Source organism: Streptomyces acidicola (assembly GCF_009377235.1).
GTDB lineage: Bacteria > Actinomycetota > Actinomycetes > Streptomycetales > Streptomycetaceae > Streptomyces > Streptomyces acidicola.
Window position 1 is genome coordinate 1 of record NZ_VMNX01000058.1, and the last position, 22750, is coordinate 22750.

19 protein-coding genes and 1 pseudogene are annotated in these 22750 nt (G+C 68.8%); 16 read left to right on the plus strand and 4 right to left on the minus strand.

What is annotated here, in order from left to right; genetic code table 11:
• A pseudogene (locus tag FPZ41_RS17590) lies at nt 1-275 on the minus strand (hypothetical protein); the annotation flags it as partial.
• A gap of 125 nt (nt 276-400) precedes the next feature.
• Here FPZ41_RS17590 and FPZ41_RS17595 point away from each other — a divergent pair.
• The 5 genes from FPZ41_RS17595 to FPZ41_RS17615 all read left to right on the plus strand — a co-directional run bounded on the left by FPZ41_RS17595 (nt 401) and on the right by FPZ41_RS17615 (nt 7992).
• Complete coding sequence (locus FPZ41_RS17595) at nt 401-1612, plus strand: pyridoxal phosphate-dependent aminotransferase (RefSeq protein ID WP_152863697.1); 1212 nt, start codon at nt 401-403, stop codon at nt 1610-1612.
• A gap of 198 nt (nt 1613-1810) precedes the next feature.
• Nucleotides 1811-2203: an SseB family protein gene (locus FPZ41_RS17600; protein WP_152863750.1), complete on the plus strand. Its 393-nt coding sequence runs from the start codon at nt 1811-1813 to the stop codon at nt 2201-2203.
• Nucleotides 2200-2832, plus strand: a complete 633-nt coding sequence (locus FPZ41_RS17605) for a hypothetical protein (protein WP_152863699.1) — start codon at nt 2200-2202, stop codon at nt 2830-2832. The genes FPZ41_RS17600 and FPZ41_RS17605 overlap by 4 nt, the downstream gene beginning before the upstream one ends.
• On the plus strand, nt 2832-7574 hold the full coding sequence (locus tag FPZ41_RS17610; RefSeq protein ID WP_152863701.1) for a putative T7SS-secreted protein: 4743 nt from the start codon (nt 2832-2834) through the stop codon (nt 7572-7574). The genes FPZ41_RS17605 and FPZ41_RS17610 overlap by 1 nt, the downstream gene beginning before the upstream one ends.
• Before the next feature lie 43 nt (nt 7575-7617).
• Nucleotides 7618-7992 carry a hypothetical protein gene (locus tag FPZ41_RS17615; protein WP_152863703.1) on the plus strand — a complete coding sequence of 125 codons (375 nt, stop codon included), beginning with the start codon at nt 7618-7620 and terminating at the stop codon, nt 7990-7992.
• A 133-nt stretch (nt 7993-8125) separates the two neighbouring features.
• Here the strand turns inward: FPZ41_RS17615 and FPZ41_RS17620 are convergent, their stop codons facing one another.
• Together FPZ41_RS17620 and FPZ41_RS17625 are read right to left on the minus strand one after the other, a co-directional pair.
• Nucleotides 8126-8350, minus strand: a complete 225-nt coding sequence (locus FPZ41_RS17620; protein WP_152863705.1) for a DUF397 domain-containing protein — start codon at nt 8348-8350, stop codon at nt 8126-8128.
• Nucleotides 8347-9189, minus strand: coding sequence for a helix-turn-helix domain-containing protein (locus FPZ41_RS17625; RefSeq protein ID WP_152863707.1), 843 nt, complete (start codon nt 9187-9189; stop codon nt 8347-8349). The genes FPZ41_RS17620 and FPZ41_RS17625 overlap by 4 nt, the downstream gene beginning before the upstream one ends.
• 301 nt (nt 9190-9490) lie before the next feature.
• Here FPZ41_RS17625 and FPZ41_RS17630 point away from each other — a divergent pair, with 301 nt between their 5' ends.
• The 7 genes from FPZ41_RS17630 to FPZ41_RS17660 all read left to right on the plus strand — a co-directional run bounded on the left by FPZ41_RS17630 (nt 9491) and on the right by FPZ41_RS17660 (nt 16418).
• Nucleotides 9491-9832, plus strand: a complete 342-nt coding sequence (locus tag FPZ41_RS17630; protein WP_152863709.1) for a hypothetical protein — start codon at nt 9491-9493, stop codon at nt 9830-9832.
• Nucleotides 9829-10617, plus strand: coding sequence for an ATP-binding protein (locus tag FPZ41_RS49890; RefSeq protein ID WP_194236121.1), 789 nt, complete (start codon nt 9829-9831; stop codon nt 10615-10617). The genes FPZ41_RS17630 and FPZ41_RS49890 overlap by 4 nt, the downstream gene beginning before the upstream one ends.
• A 471-nt stretch (nt 10618-11088) precedes the next feature.
• Nucleotides 11089-11520 carry an SCO4983 family protein gene (locus FPZ41_RS17640; RefSeq protein ID WP_152863711.1) on the plus strand — a complete coding sequence of 144 codons (432 nt, stop codon included), beginning with the start codon at nt 11089-11091 and terminating at the stop codon, nt 11518-11520.
• 452 nt (nt 11521-11972) lie between these two features.
• Entirely contained in the window at nt 11973-13049 is a 1077-nt protein-coding gene (locus FPZ41_RS17645) for a hypothetical protein (RefSeq protein ID WP_322620363.1), read from the plus strand.
• A gap of 15 nt (nt 13050-13064) precedes the next feature.
• A complete protein-coding gene (locus FPZ41_RS17650; RefSeq protein ID WP_322620364.1) occupies nt 13065-14240 on the plus strand; it encodes a toxic anion resistance protein in 1176 nt (391 codons plus the stop codon).
• Nucleotides 14237-15829 carry a substrate-binding and vWA domain-containing protein gene (locus tag FPZ41_RS17655; protein WP_152863715.1) on the plus strand — a complete coding sequence of 531 codons (1593 nt, stop codon included), beginning with the start codon at nt 14237-14239 and terminating at the stop codon, nt 15827-15829. Before FPZ41_RS17650 ends, FPZ41_RS17655 begins: the two co-directional genes overlap by 4 nt.
• Entirely contained in the window at nt 15816-16418 is a 603-nt protein-coding gene (locus FPZ41_RS17660) for a hypothetical protein (protein ID WP_322620365.1), read from the plus strand. The genes FPZ41_RS17655 and FPZ41_RS17660 overlap by 14 nt, the downstream gene beginning before the upstream one ends.
• Before the next feature lie 189 nt (nt 16419-16607).
• Here FPZ41_RS17660 and FPZ41_RS17665 read toward each other — a convergent pair whose 3' ends face one another.
• Complete coding sequence (locus tag FPZ41_RS17665; protein ID WP_322620366.1) at nt 16608-18443, minus strand: phosphoenolpyruvate carboxykinase (GTP); 1836 nt, start codon at nt 18441-18443, stop codon at nt 16608-16610.
• A 329-nt stretch (nt 18444-18772) separates the two neighbouring features.
• On the opposite strand from FPZ41_RS17665, the gene trhA reads away from it, so the two are divergent.
• From trhA to FPZ41_RS17685, 4 genes are all read left to right on the plus strand, one after another.
• On the plus strand, nt 18773-19486 hold the full coding sequence (trhA, locus tag FPZ41_RS17670) for a PAQR family membrane homeostasis protein TrhA (RefSeq protein ID WP_152863717.1): 714 nt from the start codon (nt 18773-18775) through the stop codon (nt 19484-19486).
• A gap of 168 nt (nt 19487-19654) precedes the next feature.
• Complete coding sequence (locus FPZ41_RS17675; protein WP_152863719.1) at nt 19655-21238, plus strand: MFS transporter; 1584 nt, start codon at nt 19655-19657, stop codon at nt 21236-21238.
• Nucleotides 21239-21243: 5 nt separating this feature from the next.
• Complete coding sequence (locus FPZ41_RS17680; protein ID WP_152863721.1) at nt 21244-21990, plus strand: TetR/AcrR family transcriptional regulator; 747 nt, start codon at nt 21244-21246, stop codon at nt 21988-21990.
• A 12-nt stretch (nt 21991-22002) separates the two neighbouring features.
• Entirely contained in the window at nt 22003-22725 is a 723-nt protein-coding gene (locus FPZ41_RS17685; protein ID WP_322620367.1) for a Mut7-C RNAse domain-containing protein, read from the plus strand.
• Nucleotides 22726-22750: the final 25 nt, after the last annotated feature.

Genomic DNA, 22750 nt, shown 5'->3' on the forward strand with positions numbered 1-22750 from the left:
GCCCCGGCCCCGGCCCCGGCCCCGGCGGGATCCACAACGGGATCCATCCGCACCGTGTCGTCGTACGCGTTCTGCCAGCCGTGCGCGGTAGCCGGGTCCGAGTACGCCTCGTAGGCAGGTGCCGCGGAGGCGTCACCGTACGGGTGGTACACGTTCGGGCGACCGTGGAGGTCCGGGTTCTCCCCGGACTGACCCTTCATCCCGTTCGCACCCTTCACTCCGTTCGCCGCATTCACGCCGTATGTCATGTCATTGCGCTGAGGGTGGCTGAACATGGGCGGGGATTGTAGAGACTTCTGGGGTTTGTGTGACAGCGGAGGCGCATATGGGCCCATAGCGGTCGTCTCACGTGGTGGAAAACACGCCGCGGGAAGCGTTACCGGGCCGTAAGCTCACCGACATGCAGGTGATCCAGTCGACCAAGCTCGCCAACGTCTGTTACGAGATCCGGGGCCCGGTGCTCCAGGAGGCGATGCGGCTTGAGGCGGCGGGACACCACATCCTCAAGCTCAACACCGGGAATCCGGCCGCCTTCGGCTTCGAGTGCCCGCCCGAGATCCTGGAGGACATCCTCCGCAACGTGTCGTCGGCCCACGGGTACGGCGACGCGAAGGGCCTGCTGGCCGCGCGCCGGGCGGTGGTCATGCACAACCAGACGCTGGGCATAGAGACGGACGTCGAGCACGTCTTCATCGGCAACGGCGTGTCCGAGCTGATCGTGATGGCGATGCAGGGCCTGCTGGACGACGGCGACGAGGTCCTCGTACCGGCCCCGGACTACCCGCTGTGGACGGCCGCGGTCTCACTGTCGGGCGGCACCGCGGTGCACTACCGCTGCGACGAGCAGTCCGACTGGATGCCCGACCTCGCCGACGTGGAGCGGAAGGTCACCGACCGCACCAAGGCGATCGTCATCATCAACCCGAACAACCCGACGGGCGCGGTATACGACGAGACGGTGATCCGCGGCCTCACGGACATCGCACGGCGCCACAACCTGCTGGTCTGCTCGGACGAGATCTACGACAAGATCCTGTACGACGGCGTCACGCACCGCGCGACGGCCTCGATCGCGCCCGACCTGCTGACACTCACCTTCAACGGCATGTCGAAGGCGTACCGGGTCGCGGGCTACCGGGTGGGCTGGCTGTCGATCTCCGGCCCGCGGGCGCACGCCGACTCGTACATCGAGGGCCTGACCATCCTGGCGAACATGCGGCTGTGCGCGAACATGCCGGGCCAGCACGGGGTGGTCGCCGCGCTGAGCGGCCGCCAGACGATCAACGACCTCGTGCTGCCGGGCGGGCGGCTGAAGGAGCAGCGGGACGTGGCGTACGAGCTGCTGACGCAGATCCCGGGCGTGACGTGCGTGAAGCCGAAGGGCGCGCTGTATCTCTTCCCGCGGCTGGACCCCAAGGTCTACAAGATCAAGGACGACCGCCGGATGGTCCTGGACCTGCTGCGCCGCGAGAAGATCATGGTCGTCCAGGGATCGGGCTTCAACTGGACGGAGCCCGATCACTTCCGGGTGGTGACACTGCCGACGGTGGCGGACCTGACGTCGGCGATCACACGGATCGGGCACTTCCTGGACGGTTACAGCCAGCCGTGACGCTGCGCTCACCGGGCCGGTGACGGGGTCGGGCTCGCTGTTTCCGGACGGCGGACCCGGCCCCTTGGCGTTCGGCGTTCGCATTCCGACACGCATCTGAAGTGGGGCCGGGATCTGCCGTGCTCCTCAGGGCCCAACTGGATAAGGTGGTCGACCGTTTGTGCGATGAGCGCGTGAGGGTCGACAGGGGTGGCCGGGATGGGCGCGGGGGCGTTGCGGGTGCGGTTGGCGGACCTGGCCGCGGCCGGGCAGGGCGATCTACGGGCGGTGGTGGGGGAGTTCCGGCGCGGTGAGGTGCTGGTGCCGGTGGTGGACGACGCGCTGCTGTGGGTTGAGGCGGGTGGTATCCGCTGGTTGCTGGTGTTCACGGATGATGCGGCGTTGGCGCGTTTCGCTGAGGCGCGAGGTGAGGCGGTGCCCGATCGGGTGCCGGTGTACGGGGCACGGCTGCTGGATCACGTGATCCCGGAGGTGGGCGGGCAGGTCGGGATCGCGGTGGACGCGGGGAGCGCTGCGGGGATGGTGCTGCCTCCGGTGGCGGGGATCGTTCCGGACTCGGTGGCCCTGGACGCGGAGGGCGCGGGCGCATGACCGGCGGCGGTGGTGGCGGCTACCGGGTCGATGCGGAGGCGCTGGAGCGGATCACCCGGGGCATCAACCTGGCGATGGACGAGCTGAAGGAGCTGGGCTTCGACATCGAGGCGAACCTGGGGCGCGGCTTCAGCGACCTGGAGCTGGCGGGCCTGGAGGTGGGGGACGCGAGCCTGCACCAGGTCTTCGCCGATTTCTGCGAGCGCTGGGGCTGGGGTGTGCGCTCACTGATGCAGGACGCCAACGAATTCGCGGGGCGGCTGAACCTGTCGGCGGGGCTGTATCACGAGCAGGAGGAGTACGTCTCGAACACCCTGAAGACGGTGTGGACGGCGGCAGCGGGCAACCCGTACCTGTCCCCGGAGGAAGTCGAGCAGCGTTCCTGGTCGGACACGTTCAAGGACAACGCCCTCTCCCATGCCGCGAACGCGGACTACAGCCCTGGGTCCTATCTGGCGGGTCAGGAGGGGGCCCGGCAGGCCTGGGCGCAGGCGGGGCAGGACATATCGAGTTCGACGGTGACCCCGGACGCGCTGTTCGATCCCCGGACGGAGTGGCAGTGGGGTGGCCCATCACAGCCCGAGACGGAAGCACCACGGGCCCCGGAGCCCGGGGAGGATGAGGGCTGATGGGCGTGGGGGACTGGGTCGACGGGATCGGCGACGGAGTCGAGGGTGTCGTCGACAGCGCGACGAGGGGGATCGGGGAGGCCGCCAACTGGGGCGCGGACCGAGCGGCGGACGGCCTGTCGGCGGTCGGCGCGGGCGGCCTGGCCGAGGGGGTGCGCGACTTCGGCGAGGGCGTGAACAACCGGCTGGGCGGCGATGTCGCCGAGCGCGAGCTGGGCGAGACCGAGGACCCCAAGGAGCTCATCCACGGCAGCCCGGAGGCACTGGAGGCGAGGGCGCGGCACCTGCGGGACTTCTTCCGAGCGTTCGACAGCGTCGGCCAAGGCCTGCGGGGGCTGGACTCCGGCGGCTGGCAGGGCGAGGCGGGGGACGCTTTCCGAGCGAAGTTCGACATGCAGCCCAAGCAGTGGCTCGCGGCGGCCGACGCCTGCGAGACGGCGGCCACCGCGTTGGAGGCGTACGCGGACACCGTGCGCTGGGCGCAGCAGCAGGCGCAGGCGGCGATCGACGCTTTCCGCAACGCACAGGAGGCCTACCGGCAGGCGGCGGACGCGCACAACACCAAGGTGAAGGCCTTCAACCAGGCGGCCGAACGGTACAACGCGGCCGCGCTGGCGGACCGGGACCCCGGCCCGAGGCCCACCGAGCCGGGCACCTTCGTCGACCCGTCGGTGGCGGGCAGGCGGGAGGCAGTGGAGATCCTGGAGGAGGCGCGTCGTCAGCGCACCAGCGCCGCCCGGGATGCTCAGCGCCGGGTGGCGGGGGCACTGGAGCTGGCACCGGCCAAGCCGGATTTCACCGACCGTGTGGGCGCCAACGCGGCGGACGCCTTCGTCGGCGCCCAGCTGAACTCGGTCCATGTGCTGGGCGGTCTGCTCAAGGGCGGCGCGGACGCGGTGAAGCTGGCCCGCACGGTCAACCCGATGGACTCCTACAACATCACCCACCCCGGCGAGTGGCTGGCGAACTCCAACATGCTGCTGGCCGGCCTGGTGGGCACTGCCGCGCACCCCGAGCGCCTGCCGATGTCAGTCCTGGGCACGGGCTGGCGCAGTGACCCCGGCGACGCGATGGGCTACCTCGCCTCGAACCTGATCGGCGGCAAGGGTGCCGGGGCCGCAGGCAAGGGTGCGTTGCGCGGAGCGGCCAAGGGAGCGGCGACGGGAGCCGCCCGCAGGAGCGTGGGCCAGGCGCTCAAGGACTTCGCCAGGGAACTCAAGTGCAAGTGGTTCGGCGACCCCATCGACATGGCCACCGGCCGCATGGCCCTCCCCCAGACCGACGTCACACTCCCCGCGAAGCTGCCCCTGGTCTTCACCCGGCAGTTCGAGTCGTCCTACCGAGCAGGCCGCTGGTTCGGGCCGAGCTGGACCTCTACCGCCGACCAGCGCCTGGAGATCGACGCCGAAGGCGTCATCTTCGTCCGCGAGAACGGGGCGCTGCTGGCCTACCCACACCCGGCACCCGGCGTGCCGACCCTGCCCCTGGAGGGCGGCCGGTACCCGCTGACCGTCGACACCCACGGCGACTACACCGTCACCGACCCCGAATCCGGCCGCACCTGGTACTTCGCGTCCCCGGGCGGCGACGGCAACGGCATCGCGCTGCTGGAACAGATCACCGACCGCTCGGCCCAGTGGCTCAGCTTCGAGTACGACGGTGAGGGTGCCCCCACGGCGATCGTGCACTCGGCCGGCTACAGCCTCAGGATCGAGACAGTCGGGAACCGGATAACGGCTCTGCATCTGGCCAGTGCCGCCACGGACGGCAGCGACCAGGGACTGGTCCACTTCGGCTACGACGAGCACGGCCACCTCGCCGCGGTAACGAACTCCTCCGGCATACCGACCCGGTTCACCAACGACTCCTTCGGCCGCATAACCGCCTGGACGGACACGAACAACTCGTCGTACTACTACGTCTACGACGACCAGGGCCGCTGCACCTCCCAGTCAGGGCAGGCGGGCCACCTGCGCAACACGTTCACCTACGGCGACATCGACACGGAGACCGGGCAGCGGATCATCACCGCGACCAACTCCCTGGGCCACACCACGCGCTACCACGTCAACAGCGCTCTGCAGGTGGTGGCGGAAACCGGCCCGGACGGCGCGACGACCCGCACAACCTACGACTGCCAAGACCGCCCGCTGACCGTCACCGACCCGCTCGGCCGCACCACCAGCTACGCCTACGACAAGTCGGGCCGCCCGATCATGGTCGTACGCTCCGACGGCCGCTACAGCAGCACCGGCTACAACGACCAGGGACTACCGGTCGCTCTCACCCACCCAGACGGCACGCACCTCACCCAGCACTTCGACGCCTTCGGTAACCGCATCGCCGTGACCGACCAACGGTCCGGGGCGACTACCCGCTTCACCTACGACGCCGCAGGGCACCTGACGTCCGTCACCAACGCACTGGGCGCGACGACGCGGGTGCGATGCGACGCGGCAGGCCTGCCCCTGGAAATCACCGACCCGCTGGGAGCCGTAACCCGCTACGAACGTGACACTTTCGGCCGCCCTGTCACCATCGCGAACCCACTCGGCGCGGTCACACGCCTGGAATGGACGGTGGAGGGCAAACCGGCTCGGCGCACTGCCCCGGACGGCACCACGGAATCCTGGACCTACGACGGCGAGGGCAACTGCACCAGCCACACCGACCCCATGGGCGCGGTCTCCCACTACGAGTACACCCACTTCGATCTGCTCACGGCCCGCACCGGCCCGGACGGCGTGCGCTACACCTTCGACTACGACACCGAACTGCGCCTCAGCCAGGTCACCAATCCCCAGGGGCTGACGTGGAGTTATGAGTACGGCCATGCGGGGCGTCTGGTCGCGGAGACGGACTTCGACAACCGCACGGTGGCCTACACCCATGACATGGCCGGGCTGCTGACCACCCGCACCACCGCCTCCGGCGACGTCATTCGCTTCCAGCGGGACGTGCTGGGCCGCACCGTGACCAAGGACGCGGCAGGCCGGGTCACGACGTATGCGTACGACATGACTGACCAACTCGCTCAGGCAACGGGCCCGGACGGCACGACGCTGACACTGCTGCGGGACCACCTCGGACGGCTGAGCTCGGAGACGGTCAACGGCAGGAAACTGACGTACACCTACGACGAACTCGGTCGCCGAACAAGCCGCACCACGCCCACGGGCGCGACGACGGCATGGAAGTACGACGCCGCCGGACGCCGCACAGGAATGGTGGCCTCGGGCCGGACCGTCGACTTCACATACGACGAGGCAGGCCGCGAGCTGGCCCGCCAGGTCGGCGAGACGGTCGCCCTGGAGCACACCTTCGACCCTCTGGGCCGCCTCACCACCCAGTCAGTGACGGGCGCGGACATCCGCACGGTCCAGCACCGCGACTACACCTACCGCGCCGACGGCAACCTGACCGGCATCGACGATCAGCTCACCGGCTCCCGCCGCTTCGACCTGGACGCGGTAGGCAGGGTGACAGCGGTGCACGCGGCGAACTGGACGGAGACATACGCCTACGACGAGGCGGGCAACCAGAGCTCGGCGACGTGGCCGTCCGGCCACCCCGGCCAGGAGGCGGTGGGCGAGCGCGCCTATGTGGGCACCCGCATCACCCGCGCGGGCAACGTCCGCTACGGCCACGACACCGCAGGCCGCATCACCCTCCGCCAGAAGACCCGCCTGTCCCGCAAGCCTGACACCTGGCGCTACGCGTGGGATGCGGAAGACCGCCTCACCTCGGTGACGACACCGGACGGAACCTTCTGGCGCTACACGTACGACCCCCTAGGCCGCCGCACGGCGAAACTCCGCATCGCGGCCAACGGCGAAACGGTCGTCGAACGCGTCGACTTCACGTGGGACGGCACCACGCTGTGCGAACAGACCACCACGTCCCCGGACCTGCCGAACCCGGTCACCCTGACCTGGGACCACCAAGGCCTGCAACCGATCGTCCAGACCGAACGCATCACCGCAGCCGAGGTCCCGCAAGAGGAGATCGACACCCGCTTCTTCGCCATCGTCACCGACCTCGTCGGCACACCCACCGAACTCGTCGACGAGCAAGGCGGTATCGCGTGGCGTACGCGGAGCACACTGTGGGGAACAACAGCCTGGGCCACCAACAGCACCACATACACACCCCTCCGCTTCCCCGGCCAGTACTACGACCCCGAATCCGGCCTCCATTACAACTACTTCCGCCACTACGACCCCGAAACCGCCCGCTACCTCACCCCTGACCCTCTCGGCCTCGCCCCTTCCCCCAACCCGGCCTCCTACGTATACAACCCGCACACGCGATCCGATTCACTCGGTCTTGCACCTGATTGCCCGCGTAGTGAAAATACCCGAGGTATCTTCGACTTCAGAGAGGCGAATCCGAACTACCCTCCTGATGGAGTGGCGACCGAGGCTATGCGGTCAGCGCCGATCGGCGGAAATATCGACTGCTCGGAGATCGCCGAGTACATCCTCCGCGAGTCTGGGGGGCAGGGAAAAGTCATCAACTTTACAATCAAGAACGATCCTGCCATCAACATCCCTGAGGATTCAGGTCGAGCAGTGACGGAATACCGTTATCATGATGTCTACACAGACGGTCGGTACGTATACGATCCAGCAATGAGATCAGATCCGATTCCTTATGGGGACTATGAGCGATCCATTCGCTTGTTGAACCCTGGCAAGAAACTCGTCGTCCAAGATGGCGGGTACTCAGGGCCCCTCTGGTGACGCGTGGAGGGATTCTCGTATGTCGACTCGCAGTGTTCGGGCGATGCAGGTACTCAGTAGATTTGGAGAGCTTGCATGGTTTTCATTGCCTGCAGAGACTCATCCCGTTTACGGCTACCCGCAGGTACCGTACATGGGATGGCGCTACGCGTCGCCCCGTGAAGGGGTTGCGCAGCTCATAGAACATTCCGTAAGCGAGCTACAAACCCAGGTTGAGTGGACGCTTGACAGGACCAAGAGAAACTGGCTTCTACTGCCGTCCCGGATTCTGAGCGAAGCTCAAGGGCTTGATAATCCCGGGTTCGCGGACGTCGTCCACTCCATCAATGTCCATGACCAGAATTTCTGCTTCAAAGCCCTATCAGATCTTGAGTTGATCATCCAGAGTCTTCAGGAAGTCTCGATCCCGGAAGGCTGAGCTGTTTAATATACACACGCGGGAAATGTGCTGAATGAACGAATCTTCTAACGGGATTAAATCAACGGTGAACGGCGACAACACATTTGAAGCACTGCGTCCATTCGAGCTGAAGTGTGGGGTGTAGCAGGAGTCACAGCACCCTGTGTATGTCCTCCGGAGCCTTCAACCTCTCTATGAAGGCGGCAAAGGCATCCCTAGATACAGTCAGCTTGCCTCGCTGAAGGGCTTTCGAGTCGCGTATGGACGCGAGCCGGCTGTGGAAGGCAACCTCGACGCACTCGTTGTTGGCCGCGCTGTAGCTGCTCTTCAGCCAGACTGCAGAGGAAAACTGGATGGTGGTTGACGCATCGGTCATCGGAAGAGCTCCTGTCTCGCGGCAGCCAGCAGATCCAGGCTGGCCGAGGTGTCGGCAGCTTGGGCTCGCAAGTAGTCAAACATGAGTTTGTAGCCCTGTACTTCGTCGGGCGCGTCAAGGTAGAGGCCTCGCTTGTGGAGTTCGAGGTAGACGACGTTCACGCCGCTGAGCGGATCGCCCTCGTCGTCCCGGCCGAGAATCAGAAAATGCCCACCGGATCCGGCGGCGTGTGCGCCCGCAGCGCATCGCAGCACCTGGATGTCCACGTTGGGGCGGCGCGCCATGGACTGAAGATGATCGATCTGCTCGGCCATCACGTCATCACCGCCGACGGTTCGGCGCAGTACAGCCTCGTCGAGGACCACCCAGAGGTGCACAGCGGGAGAGCGATCCAGGATCGCCTGCCGTTTGATGCGGGCGTCCACCTTGTTCTCAATCAGATCCGCCCCGCCACGGGCGTCCTGTGCCCGATGCAGGGCAAGGGCGTAGTTCCGCGTCTGCAGCAACCCAGGCACCAGGGCGTTGGCGAAGACGTGCTCGTACTCGGCGACATCCTCGAACGACAGCAGCGGGTCCATGACCTCCGGGACGGCGGGATGGTCCATCCACCAGCCGTTCTCCTGGTTCCGCACGAGCTGAACCAAGGCTGCGCGCTCCTGGGCCGTCGCGCCGCACGTATCGGCCAGAGCGCTCACGGTCGGCACTCTTAGCTTTGCGCGGTCCTGCCACGTCTCGTAGCGATTCACCGTTCCGACCGAGACTCCCGCGCGCTTCGCCACCTCGGACTGGGTGAGACCGGTCCGAGTACGAAGTGCCCTGAGGGCCCGGGCAATCTGCATACGACCGGCCGGTCCTGCTGAGCCTCGTACGGTCACGTTCACGCCTCCAACCAGGCCTTACCTGTCGCTGGGCTGGCCAGATGCCGAACCACCACGCCGAGCGTACGTGGCAGTCCGCGCCCCGGGTTCCTTCCCGAAGCCTTCACCCGACCGGGGGAAAACACCCCACCTGACTATCGGTCATTGAATTTCAATGAAACGGTACTCAACGAGCACCCGCCGTGCCGATCGAGCACGCGTGATCAGCGCGCGGATGTTCCTCGTAGACAGTGAACCTTCCTCGCGCTCTAGGGAGTTGACCGTGTTCAACGCCATCGCCCACGCTTTTCGCCTGGTCCAGGCTCTGCTGCGCCCACCCGGCCGACATCGCGTGGGTGAGCGGCCACCTGCCGCCAGGTCTGCGCAGACCTGGCCACTTCCGCTACTCGCGCCGCCCCACACCGTCATCGCGCCCACTGTCCGCCACTGGTACGAACCCATCGACGGCTCTGCCACCACCCTCGTCCGCCCGTACCTCAGGGCTTACGAACGACATGAGCAGGCACGGATCAAGCGGCTCCGGCGGGACACCCTGTGGTGCACCACGTACGGCCTCGACCTCGACACCCGCGACATCCACGCTCACCTGGGAGCGGCATCGTGAACGACGACACGCCCCGCGTACGGCTCCTGCCCTGGACCGGCGCCCACGGCCAGCCCTGCTTTCTCCTCACGGACGGAGACGGTCCGGCCTCCCGGCACGCGGAACGGATCGAGAACCAGCAACTCGACCTCGCAGACCGGCTCCTCGGGCGAACAGGAGACGTGCTCGGGAGGCGCGATGCGAGGGCTGATGGGGAACTCGGGTCCCTGGCGGCTCAGTTGGCCGACGCCCTCGGCGACACTCTGCTCATCGCCAGGTCCCGAGGTACACGGCTCGCCGGAGTGCCGCGAGCCCGCCTGGACGGAACACCGGCGGTCTCCCTGTTGCCGGTGCAGGACTTCCCGGACGTACCGGCCGACAGCCCGCCCGCACCCCACGCGTATGCCCTGCTCACCTTCCCCGGCCACGACCTCGCCTCGGCGCCCGCCGCACGGCGCTACGTCCGTGACACCGCCCGATCGTGGGGCCTCTCGCCCCGTACGATGGACGACCTGGAGACGATCGCCGGAGAACTGGTCGCGAATGCCCTGGAGCACACTGACAGCGGCACCATCACGGTGACCTGCGCCCACACCGCGGGAACGGTCACGATCAGCGTGATCGACGAGGGACACGGCCCGGCGCCGGTGGCCGCACCCAGAACGCCGCCCGCCCCGGAGCGGGAGCACGGGCGTGGGTTTCTGATCACGGACGTGTTGGCCGACCGCTGGGGGACACGCGAAACCGGCGCTGGTCTGATGGTCTGGGCCGAGATCGTCACCGGGTACCGGGCCTCACTGCCATGATCCCCTGCGATCACTCCCACGCCCCTCATGCCGGACGCGGGAGGCCTCCAGCAGACCCTGTACCACCACCTGCTCTGAGGCCACCCGGGCACAGTCGCCCACGCCCGTCCAGAGCGGGCGGGAATTGGCAGATTTGGGACACTCGAGGGGCAAGGATCCCCAGGTGACACACACCGGGGCTGTCCCAAACCAGCCACTCGCTGTCGTGGCCGACGGCGACAGTCGCGTCCATCTCGACGGGGCATGGACGTACCAGTGGGGAGATCGGCCGGGCCGAGGGCGGCCCGCCTATGAGAACCGGCTGCACCTGCCGTACGGCGAGCCCGTAGGCAACGGTCGCCCGCCTCAGCGCAACGGGCTCCCGAAGGCCGTCGGGCACGTGACGCAACACTCGCAGAGCTCTCGGACTGCACTCAACTTTAGACGGAATCTAAGCTAGGCTGGTTACACGGAGAGCTTGGAGGCCATCCCATGTACGAACCGATCCGCACCAAGTCGGTCCACACGATGGCCGGCACCACCCCCGACTTCCCTCACCGCTCCCGTGAGGAGGAGTTGGACATCCAGCTCGCGGGCCATCTCGCGGCGCTGCTGACCGTGACGGACGAGCTCCGCACCCTGGCTCCGTCCGACGACCTGGACGCGGCCGCGGAGCGGCTGGCCGGGCAGGTGGCCCGGTTGCGGGGAGGACTCCCGCCCGTGCGGTCGGCGGCGGCCGCCGCCGACCACGATCCGCACACCTCGGCGCTCCACCGGCGGGCACACGCCCTCGCGGGCCGCGCCCTGGTCGTCGCCGCCTCCCGCGCCGACACGGCGGCGGCGATCCTCGCGGCCGAGCGCATGGACGCGCACAGCGCGGCACTGGCCGTGGCCGGCCGGCGCGAGCTGAGCACCACCGGCTGACCTCCCCTCCCCTGCAGGGAGTGCCACGATCGGGGATCGGCCCCGGTCCCTGTGCACCCGCAGCAACAGGCGGACCGGGCGCCACACCACCGCGTACGGCGGGGCGAGGAAAACCCGTGGGGCCGAGCCCCGGTGTGCGAGGACGGCATGCGCGCGGGGACAACGCGGCGAAGCCCACCGCACGGTGAAGCGCCGGGGCCCGTCACAACCCCGGCGCTCCATGTCGCAGCACGTCGCCACCACCCCCAGCACCTGCCCGGCATCAGCCCAGCCGGAAACGGACGGGAAGGGAAACAACAGCCTTACGCCGCCTTCGAGTACCCCACCGAACCCGAAAACAATCGGCCACCGACCGGAACGCAGCGCTCCGGTTGCATACCGGGATCGGCTCGTCACCCTGCGTTCACCAGGCCACACAGGGAACTTTGCCTTCCGCGAGCACTCTCCCCGGTGTGAGACGCATCGCAGGAATCGTCCTGGCGGTCCTGTTGCTCGGCGGCGTGGTGGCGGCCGTCGTGGCAGGACGCGAGGAGCAGGACACGGGCACGGCAACGAAGACCGTGCGCATGGTGATCGGATCGGAGAAGGCCGAGTTCTTCGCCGATCCGGACGTGGTGAAGGCCCTCGCCGCCAAGGGCTACACCGTGAAGGCCGAGACCTCCGGGTCCTGGGCCATGGAGGGATTCGACCTCAAGGGGTACGACGCCGCCTTCCCGTCCAGCCAGGTGCCCGCCGCCGAGCTCGCGAAGAAGTACGGCGTGAAGCAGACCCTGGCGCGCCCCTTCTACTCGCCCCTCGTCGTCGTGGCCCACCGCAACGCCGCCGAGGTGCTGGCCGCGAACGGGCTCGCCACCCTCGACGAGCACCGCGGCACGCTGAAGATGGGTGCCTACCTCGACGCCGCCAGGGGCGACCGGACCTGGCAACAGCTCAAGGGCGCCGAGAAGTACGGGGAGCTGACCGGCACCCTCTACATCTCCAGCACCGACCCGGAGACCTCCAACTCCGGTGCCCTCTACCTCGCCGCCACCTCGTATGTCGCGGCCGGCGGCCGACTGGTGACGAGCGACGCCGACGTCGAGCGCGTGGCGCCCCTGATGCGCAAGCTGATCGCTGTCCAGGGCGCCCAGCAGTCCAGTACGGACGCGGTCTTCCGGGACTTCGTCAGCGGTGCCGGCAACCCGCTGGTCCTGGTCTACGAGTCGCAGATCGCCGCGCTCCTCGACGACGACGGGCAGAGCCCCGGCGACATGGTGGTCCTCTATCCGGACACCACCATCACCAGCGACCACACCGTCGTACCGCTCACCGAGAACGGCCGCGCGCTCGGTGAGCTCCTCGGCACCGACCAGGAGTTGCGCATGCTGGCCGTCCAACACGGCTTCCGGCCGCAGGACGCCGGCACCGAGTTCGCGTCGGCCGCTTCCGACCGCGGCACCTATCTCAAGCAGGAACTGAGCGGTGTCCGGCAGGCGCCCGTGCCCACCTCCGCGGTGCTGCACGAACTGGCGCGCCGGGCCCGCGGATAACGGGGGAAGCAGCACGTGACCACAGACAACGACACCTTCATACTCACACCGCCCGAGGCCGTCACTCCCGTGCCCCGGGAGAAGGCCGGCGGGCTCGTCCCCGTCGACGACGGGGTCCGTACGGACATGGAGCGCAAGGCCGCCGAGTACGTGCGGGGGCTCGCCGCTCTCGACGCCCGCTCCCCCGAGTTCGCCGGCAAGGTCGGCGAGATCACTGCCCTGGGCGCCGGTGAGATACGGACCGCGGCGGCGCAGTCCAACCGCATGCTGGAGCGCACCGTCCGCTCCCTGCCGTCCAAGGGCGAGGACGCCCAGTCGCAGGTGGCGGGCTCGCTCGTCGAACTCCGCCGGGTGGTGGAGGACCTGGACCCGCGTGACCTGCCGGCCGCGAAGGGGCGCAGGTTCCTCTCCCGGCTGCCGGGCGGCAACAAGCTACGCGATCACGTCGCCAAGTACGCCTCGGCGCAGGGCACGTTGAACAAGATCGTGGGCTCGCTGCGCGGCGGGCAGGACGAACTCCGCCGCGACAACGCCGCGTTGGGGACCGAACGGGTCCGCCTCTGGGAGTCCATGGGCAAGCTCCAGGAGTACGTCGTCCTCACCCAGGCCCTGGACACGGCCGTCGAGCAGCACATCGCGGGCGTGGAGACGACGGACCCCGTGCAGGCCGACGCCCTGCGCGCCGACGTGCTCTTCCCTGTCCGGCAGAAGCACCAGGACCTGCTCACCCAGCTCGCCGTCTGTGCCCAGGGCTATCTGGCCATGGCCGTCGTACGGCGCAACAACGACGAGCTGATCAAGGGCGTCGACCGGGCCGCCACGACCACGGTCTCGGCTCTGCGGATCTCCGTCATGCTTGCCTCCGCGCTCGACAACCAGCGCAAGGTCGTCGACCAGGTGAACGCCCTGCGCGGCACGACCGAGGACCTGATCCGCGGGAACGCCGAGATGCTCGCCACCCAGAGCGGCGAGATCCAGCGCATCGCCGCCGACCCGGCCGTGGGCGCGGAGACCCTGCGCTCCGCCTTCCAGCAGATCTACCGCACCCTCGACGCCATCGACACCTACAAGGTCCAGGCCACCGAGACGATGGCCGCCACCGTCGAGTCCCTCACCTCCGAACTCCAGCACGCCACGGCGTACCTGGAGCGCAGCCGCTCGCAGGGCGCGCTGGAGGGAGGGCTCGGATGACGCGCGGAACACGGCCGAGAACACGGCAAAGAGGACGTACGAAAGGACGTACGACAGCGCTCGCCGTCACTCTCGCCGCGGCGGCGGCCCTCCTCACCGCCTGCACGGCCGAGGAGCAGGCACCCAGCGACCCGGGCAAGCCCGTCCCCGGCACCCTCCGCGTTCTCGCCTCCAGCGAACTCGCCGACATGACAGCGGTGTTCGAGCAGGTGGAGAAAGACACTGGCATCAAGGTCCGCCCCACCTACACGGGCACCCTCGACGCGGTCGACCTGCTCGCCGAGGGCAGGGCCAAGGAGAGGTACGACGCTCTCTGGCTCTCCTCCAACGACTATCTGCGCCTGCGTCCGGAGGCCGCGAAGCAGATCGTGTCCGAGACGCCGGTGATGTCCAGCCCGGTCGCGATCGGTGTGGAGCCGGGGACCGTACGGGAGTTGGGCTGGAAGCCGGACGACGTCACCTGGTCGGACATCGACGAGGCGGTCGCCGACGGCAAGCTGACCTACGGCATGACGGACCCCTCCCGCTCCAACTCCGGTTTCTCCACCCTCATCTCGGTGGCGTCGGGCCTGTCCGGAGCCCAGTCCGCGCTCACCGACGCGGACGTGGAGAAAGCCACACCGAAGTTGAAGGAGTTCTTCAAGGGGCAGCAGCTGACGTCGGGGTCGTCGGGCTGGCTGGCTCAGGCGTACGACCGGCGCGGTGACGTCGACGCGCTGCTCAACTACGAGTCGGTACTGAAGGCCCGCAAGGACCTGACGGTGATCCGCCCGCGTGACGGGGTGGTCACCGCCGACTACCCGCTCTCCTCGCTCGCGTCCACGGGCCAGGAGGTCCGCGACGACGTCCGCCGTCTCACCGAGGCCCTGCGCACCCCGGAGATCCAGCGGCTCATCACCGACCGCACCCTGCGCCGCCCGGTCGTCGCCTCCGTGCCGCTCGGGCCGGGGCTCGACAGCGGCAGACGGCGCGAACTGCCCTTCCCGGGCGCCCGTTCCGTCGCCGACGGGCTCCTCGACGCGTACGACAACGAGCTGCGCCGCCCCTCCCGCACCGTGTACGTCCTGGACACCTCGGGCTCCATGGAGGGCGAGCGCCTCGACCGGCTGAAGACCGCTCTCACCGAGCTGACCAGCGAGTTCCGGGACCGGGAGGAGGTGACGCTGATGCCGTTCGGGTCGGAGGTGAAGTCCGTGCGCACCCATGTCGTACGGCCCGAGGACCCGGGGGCCGGGCTCGACGGCATCCGTGCGGACACCCGCAGGCTCAGTGCCTCCGGCGACACAGCGATCTACACCTCGCTGGAGAAGGCGTACGAGCGCCTCGGCGCAGCCGACCGGGACACGTTCACGTCGGTCGTGCTGATGACGGACGGCGAGAACACGGCGGGCGCGGGCCCGGAGGAGTTCGACGACTTCTACGCCCGGCTCACCGGCCACCAGCGGGACATCCCCGTCTTCCCCATCCTCTTCGGCGACTCCGACCGGGCGGAACTGGAGCACATCGCCGACCTGACCGGCGGCCGCCTCTTCGACGCCCAGCAGGGCTCACTGGACGGCGCCTTCGAGGAGATCCGTGGCTACCAGTAAGTTCCTCGGGTACGTCGAGTCCCGCAAGAACCTCACCGGCAGCGCCCTCGGGCTCGTCGGGCTCGCGCTGACCTTCACCGGAGTCGCGGGCGTGTACTGGCCGGTCGTGGTCGTCGGCCTGTACGGCGCGGGCGCCCTGATCGCCCCGCCCGAACGCCCGCCCCTGCCGGACTTCCCGGACCCGTCCGCCCAGCTCGACGAGGTGCGCGCCGACTTCGGCCGGCTCCGCGACTATCTGGCGGACATCGAACTGCCGCCCGCCGCCTCCGGCCGTCTCGCCGAGCTGACCGACCTGCTCACGGCCCTCCTCGACCCCGGCTGGGTCGCCGAGGTCCTCGCGCAGGACCCGGAGGGCATGCACGCCCTGTCCAGGGCCGTGCGGCAAGACGTACCCGAGGCGGTCGACACCTTCGTACGGACCCGGTGGTGGACCCGGCTGTCGCCGGGGACGGATCCGCCCGAGCATCACCTGGAGCGCCAGCTCTCCGCACTCCAGGAGGAGCTCACGAGGCTGGCGGCCGCACTGCGGGACACCGAGGCCCGGAGGCAGGAGTCGCACACGCGCTATCTGGAGGGCCGGTCGGGGTAGCGGGGCGCTTGGCGGTGGCGGTGGCGGTTGCCTCGCCCCGCCGCCCCCGCTCTTCAAACGCCGGGGCCCACCCCGGGGCTCGCACGCCTTTGTACGAGCCCCGGGTTTCCCGGTGTTGCGTCACCGCGACCGGCCAAGGTGACATCGCAGGTCAGGGCGGGTCATAGCCGGCCACGGAGCGAGGGGGCGTCAGCCCAGGCGCTGCACCAGGGCGTGGTACTCGTCCCACAGTTCCTTGGGCGTGTGATCGCCGAAGGTGTTGAGGTGGTCGGGAACCAGCCCGGCCTCCTCACGCCACACCTCCTTGTCGACGGTGAGGAGGAAGGCCAGGTCCGAGTCGGACAGGTCGAGTCCGTTCGTGTCGAGGGCCTCCTTCGTCGGCAGGATGCCGATCGGGGTCTCGACACCTTCGGCCCGGCCGGCCAGCCGGTCCACGATCCACTTCAGGACGCGGCTGTTCTCACCGAAGCCCGGCCAGACGAACTTGCCCTCGTCGTTCTTCCGGAACCAGTTGACGTAGTAGATCTTCGGCAGCGCGGCCGGGTCCTTGCCCTTGGCGACATCGACCCAGTGGCCCATGTAGTCGCCCATGTTGTAGCCGCAGAAGGGGAGCATCGCGAAGGGGTCGCGGCGCAGCTCGCCGACCTTGCCCTCGGCCGCCGCGGTCTTCTCCGACGCCACGTTCGCGCCGAGGAACACGCCGTGGTTCCAGTCGAAGGACTCCGTCACCAGCGGCACCGCAGTGGCGCGACGGCCACCGAACAGGATCGCCGAGATCGGCACGCCCTTCGGGTCCTCCCACTCGGGCGCGATGATCGGGCACTGCGAGGCCGGGACGGTGAAGCGGGCGTTGGGGTGGGCCGCCGGGGTGTCCGAGGACGGCGTCCAGTCGTTGCCCTTCCAGTCCGTGAGGTGCGCCGGGGTCTCCTCCGTCATGCCCTCCCACCAGATGTCGTTGTCATCGGTGAGCGCGACGTTCGTGAAGACCGAGTTGCCCCACAGCGTTTTCATCGCGTTGGCGTTGGTGTGCTCGCCCGTGCCGGGCGCGACCCCGAAGAAGCCCGCCTCGGGGTTGATGGCGTACAGACGCCCGTCCTCGCCGAACCGCATCCAGGCGATGTCGTCGCCGATCGTCTCGACCGTCCAGCCGGAGATCGTCGGCTCCAGCATGGCGAGGTTCGTCTTGCCGCACGCCGAGGGGAAGGCCGCAGCCACGTACTTCGGCTCACCGGTGGGCGGGGTGAGCTTGAGGATCAGCATGTGCTCGGCCAGCCAGCCCTCGTCCCGCGCCATCACGGACGCGATGCGCAGGGCGTAGCACTTCTTGCCGAGCAGCGCGTTGCCGCCGTAGCCGGAGCCGTACGACCAGATCTCGCGGGTCTCGGGGAAGTGCGAGATGTACTTGGTGCTGTTGCACGGCCAGGGCACGTCCGCCTGGCCCGGCTCCAGCGGCGCCCCGAGCGTGTGCACGGCACGCACGAAGAAGCCCTCGGAGCCCAGCTCGTCCAGCACCGGCTGTCCCATACGGGTCATGGTGCGCATGGACACCGCCACGTACGCGGAGTCGGTGATCTCGACGCCGATCGCGGAGAGCGGCGAGCCCAGCGGGCCCATGCAGAACGGCACGACGTACATCGTCCGCCCCCGCATCGAGCCCCGGAAGATGCCACCGTCCCCGTCGCTGCCCTGGAACACCTGCCGCATCTCGGCGGGGGCCTTCCAGTGGTTGGTCGGGCCGGCGTCCTCCTCCCGCTCGGAGCAGATGAACGTGCGGTCCTCGACCCGGGCGACATCGGTCGGGTCGGAGGCCGCGTAGTAGGAGTTGGGGCGCTTGATCGGGTCGAGCCTCTTGAAGGTGCCCTTTTCGACAAGCTCCGCACAGAGCCGGTCGTACTCGGCTTCGGATCCGTCACACCAGACCACGTTGTCCGGCTGCGTCAGTTCGGCTATCTCGTCCACCCACGCGACCAGTTCCTGGTGGCTGGTGGGGACGGTATTCGGGGGAGCCGCGATGTCGCGCGCCACGATTGCTCCTAAAACGAGGGATTTTTTGTTGGGTGCCCCTTGGGGGCCGCGACCCGGATGCTTCACGGTCTGGACCGCTTGGCGCTCATCCGGTGCCGACCGCACTCATTTGATCATCCGACGCATCTGCGCATATGTCCAGTGGGCCTCACACCTGAGCGGCGTGAGCATCACCACTTGGTAGAATTCGCCCACCTGGTTTCGACGCGTCACGGGCGCTTCACCACGGGTATCCCGAATTCGGGCCCGCCATGAGAACATCGCCACTCCTGGGCGCCCAACCGGTCAGACTGATACATCACTTACGGCTGCGTAGGTACGATGCGGACATGACTGCGTCCGCCTCCGACGCGCACACGGACACGCCGGTCGCCGACCGCGGTCCTGCCGCGCTCTCCTCGTCGCATCCGGTCAAGCCGAGACTCCGCGGCTGGCTGCACGCGGGCATGTTCCCGGCCGTGATCGTCGCGGGCCTGGTGCTCACCGCGCTCGCGAGCTCGCCGCGGGCACGCATGGCCTGCGGTATCTACGTCCTGACGGCCTGCCTGCTCTTCGGAGTCAGCGCTCTCTACCACAGGGGCGACTGGAGCCCGCGCATGGACGCCGTGCTGCGCCGCCTGGACCACGCCAACATCTTCCTGATCATCGCGGGCACCTACACACCGCTGACCCTGCTGCTCCTGCCCGACAGCAAGGGACAGTGGCTACTGTGGGGCATCTGGGGTGCCGCGCTGGCGGGCATCGTCTTCCGCGTGTTCTGGATCGGGGCCCCACGCTGGCTCTACACCCCCTGCTACATCGCGATGGGCTGGGCCGCCGTCTTCTTCCTCCCCGACTTCCTGCGCACCGGAGGGATCGCCGTCCTCGTCCTGGTGATCGTCGGCGGCCTCCTCTACAGCGCGGGTGGCGTGATCTACGGGATGAAGCGCCCGAACCCGTCACCGCGCTGGTTCGGCTTCCATGAGGTCTTCCACTCCTTCACCCTCGCTGCGTTCGTCGTGCACTACGTGGGCATCTCACTGGTGGCCTATCAGCACGCCTGACCCTCCAGACGCCCCTTCCGGACGCCCCCTCCTCCCGAACAGTTCCTCCTCAGTGGCCGCGGCTTCGAAGCCGCGGCCATTTCGCATGTCAGGGCGGCGCCGGCCATGACAGTGAGCGACCGCCCTCCACATTGACACTCACCATCTTTTGAGAGTTACTCTCATTTCATGGCTACTGTCACGCACGCACAGGACCAGCGCCGTGATCCCCGCCGCTGGTGGGCCCTCGGCGCACTGGTCGCCAGCATGCTCGTGCTCGGCTTCGACATGACGATCCTGAACGTCGCGCTCCCGACGATGGCCGGGCAGCTCGGAGCGAGTACGGGCGAACTCCAGTGGATCGTGGACGCGTACATCGTGGTGTTCGCGGCGCTGATGCTGCCCGCCGGACTGCTCGGCGACCGCTTCGGGCGGCGCAGGATGCTGATCGCGGGACTCGGCGTGTTCCTCGCCGGCGCCGTGTTCGGCACCCTCGTCGACACACCCGGGCCGGTCATCGCCGCCCGCGCAGTGATGGGTGTGGGCGCCGCGCTGGTGATCCCGCTCGGACTGTCCGTACTGCCGTCGATGTTCGGCCCCGAGGAACGCAGCAAGGCCGTCGCCGCCGTCACCGCCTCGATGGCGGCGGGCATGCCGCTCGGACCGCTCGTCGGCGGTGTGCTGCTCGACCACTACTGGTGGGGCTCGATCTTCCTGATCAACGTGCCGATGGTCGCGATCGGCATCGCCGCCTGCGTCTTCCTGCTCCCCGAGTCCCGCGACCCCTCCTCGCCCAAGGTCGACGTACTGTCCACCGCGTACAGCGCCCTCGGCCTCGGCGCACTGGTCTTCGGCATCATCGAGGCGCCCGGGCGCGGCTGGGGCAGCCCCGAGGTCATCGGCTCGTTCACGCTGTCCGCTCTGCTGCTCGCCGCCCTCGTCGTACGGGAGCGGCGCGCCGTACGGCCGATGCTCGACATCCGGCTCCTGAGGCACCGCGGCTTCCTGTTCAACACCCTGGCCGCGACGCTCGGCACGTTCGTCTTCTCCGGTCTGCTGTTCATGCTGCCGACCTACCTCCAGGAGGTCGGCGGCACCGACGCGTTCGGCACCGGACTGCGGCTGCTGCCGATGATGGGCGGCCTGATGGTCTCCGCGCGGCTGAGCACACTCCTGGTGGTGCGCGCGGGTCCCCGCCCGGTCGTCACCGCAGGCCTGGCGGTGCTGTGCTTCGCCGCGCTGCTCGGCTCGCGCACCGAGACCGGCGGCGGCTACGGGTTCACCGCGCTGTGGCTGACGGTCGCGGGCATGGGCTTCGGTCTCGCGATGGTGCCCGCGATGGACGCCGCGCTCGGCGGTATTCCCGCCGAGGAGGCGGGCAGTGGTTCCGGTCTGCTGATGACGCTGCGCCAGGTGGGCGGCGCGATCGGCATCGCGCTGCTCGGCAGCCTGGTCGCCGGGACCTACGGCGACCGCGTCGACACCGCCCGCCTCCCGGCCGAGGCGGCCGACGCGGCGCGTGCCTCACTGACCGGCGCCCACGCGGTCGCCGAACAGCTCGGACTGCCGGCCCTCGCCCGCTCCGCCGACTCCGCGTACGTGGACGGCATGTCCACGGTCCTCGTCGTCTGCGGCATCGCGGCCCTGGTGGCCGCCCTCCTGACGGCGGTACTGCTGCCGAACCAGCGACCGGGCGAAGCCCCCGAACCGGCCCCGGCGATGGACGGCGAAACTCCGGATCTGGCTCCCCGGCAGGCCCATGGCCGACAATGAAGGACATGACCACGGCACGAACCCCTGTTCCGGACGCGGCCCGGCGACTCCCGGAGGCGGAGCGCCGGCTGAGCCTGCGGGAGCGGAAGAAGCTCAAGACACGGACCGCGATCAGGGACGCCACCTATCGGCTCATCAAGGAACAGGGGTACGAGGCGACGACCGTCGAGCAGATCGCCGAGGAGGCCGAGGTCTCTCCCAGCACCGTCTTCCGGTACTTCCCCACCAAGGAGGACATCATCATCACGGACGAGTACGACGTCCTGGTGGAGGACCTGCTGCGGTCGCGTCCCGCGGACGAGCCGGTGCTGGAGTCGGTGCGGTGGGCGATCCGGCGATCGATGGCCATGCAGGTGGCCGACACCCCGGACTACGTACACGAGGAGATGAAGCTCCGCACCGGGCTGATGGTGTCGGTGCCCGCGGTGCGTTCCCGCGCCATGGAGAGCATGTCCGTCACGGGTCGCCTGCTGTGCCGGGCGATCGCGGACCGCACCGGACGCGCCCCGGACGACCTGGAGGTACGGGTCTACGCGATGGGGCTGGTGTCCGCCCTCCTCGAAGCGGTGCTCTACTGGGCCGAACGCGACTACCGGGACGACGTGCTCAACCTGGTCGACCGCACCCTCAGCACTTTCAGAGACCTTGCCCGCCGGCCACCGGACGACGGCCCGGACCATGGCCCGGGCGTTCCACCCGGCGAGGCCCCCGGGGCACCCGAAATACACGGGCCTGCCGCACCACAGCCATGACATCCTGACCGGGTGAACGGACCGGAGATCCACGTCGAGTTCGCCCCCGAGCTGGGACTCTTCCTCCCGCAGGGGCGACGGAGGGGCGCCACGAAGGTCGTCACCGACGGCGTCTCGACGCTCGGCCACGTCATCGAGTCACTGGGCGCCCCCCTGACCGAGGTCGGCGCGCTGGTGGTCGACGGCCGTGAGGTACCGGTCTCCCACGTCCCCGGTCCGGGCGAGACCGTGGAGGTGCGGCCCGTCCCTCGCCCCCAGCGTGTCCCCGGCGCCCCGCTCCGCTTCCTCCTCGACGTCCACCTCGGCACCCTCGCCCGCCGGCTGCGCCTCCTCGGCGTCGACGCGGCCTACGAGTCCACCGACATCGGCGACCCCGCCCTCGCGGCGCGCTCCGCCGCCGAGCGGCGCGTCATGCTCAGCCGGGACCGGGGGCTGCTGCGGCGCCGCGAACTGTGGGCCGGGGCGTTCGTGTACAGCACACGCCCGGATGAGCAACTCCGGGACGTACTGGACCGGTTCGCACCCGAGCTGCGGCCCTGGACGCGGTGCACCGCCTGCAACGGGCTCCTCAAGGAGGCGGCGAAGGACGACGTCGTGGACCAGCTGGAGGGCGGGACGCAGCGGTCGTACGACGTGTTCGCGCAGTGCCAGGAGTGCGGGCGGGCGTACTGGAAGGGCGCGCACCACGATCAGCTGGAGACGATCGTGGTGCGCGCCGTCGAGGAATTCGGGTAGCGGAAAAAGAGCCGGCCCCCTGACG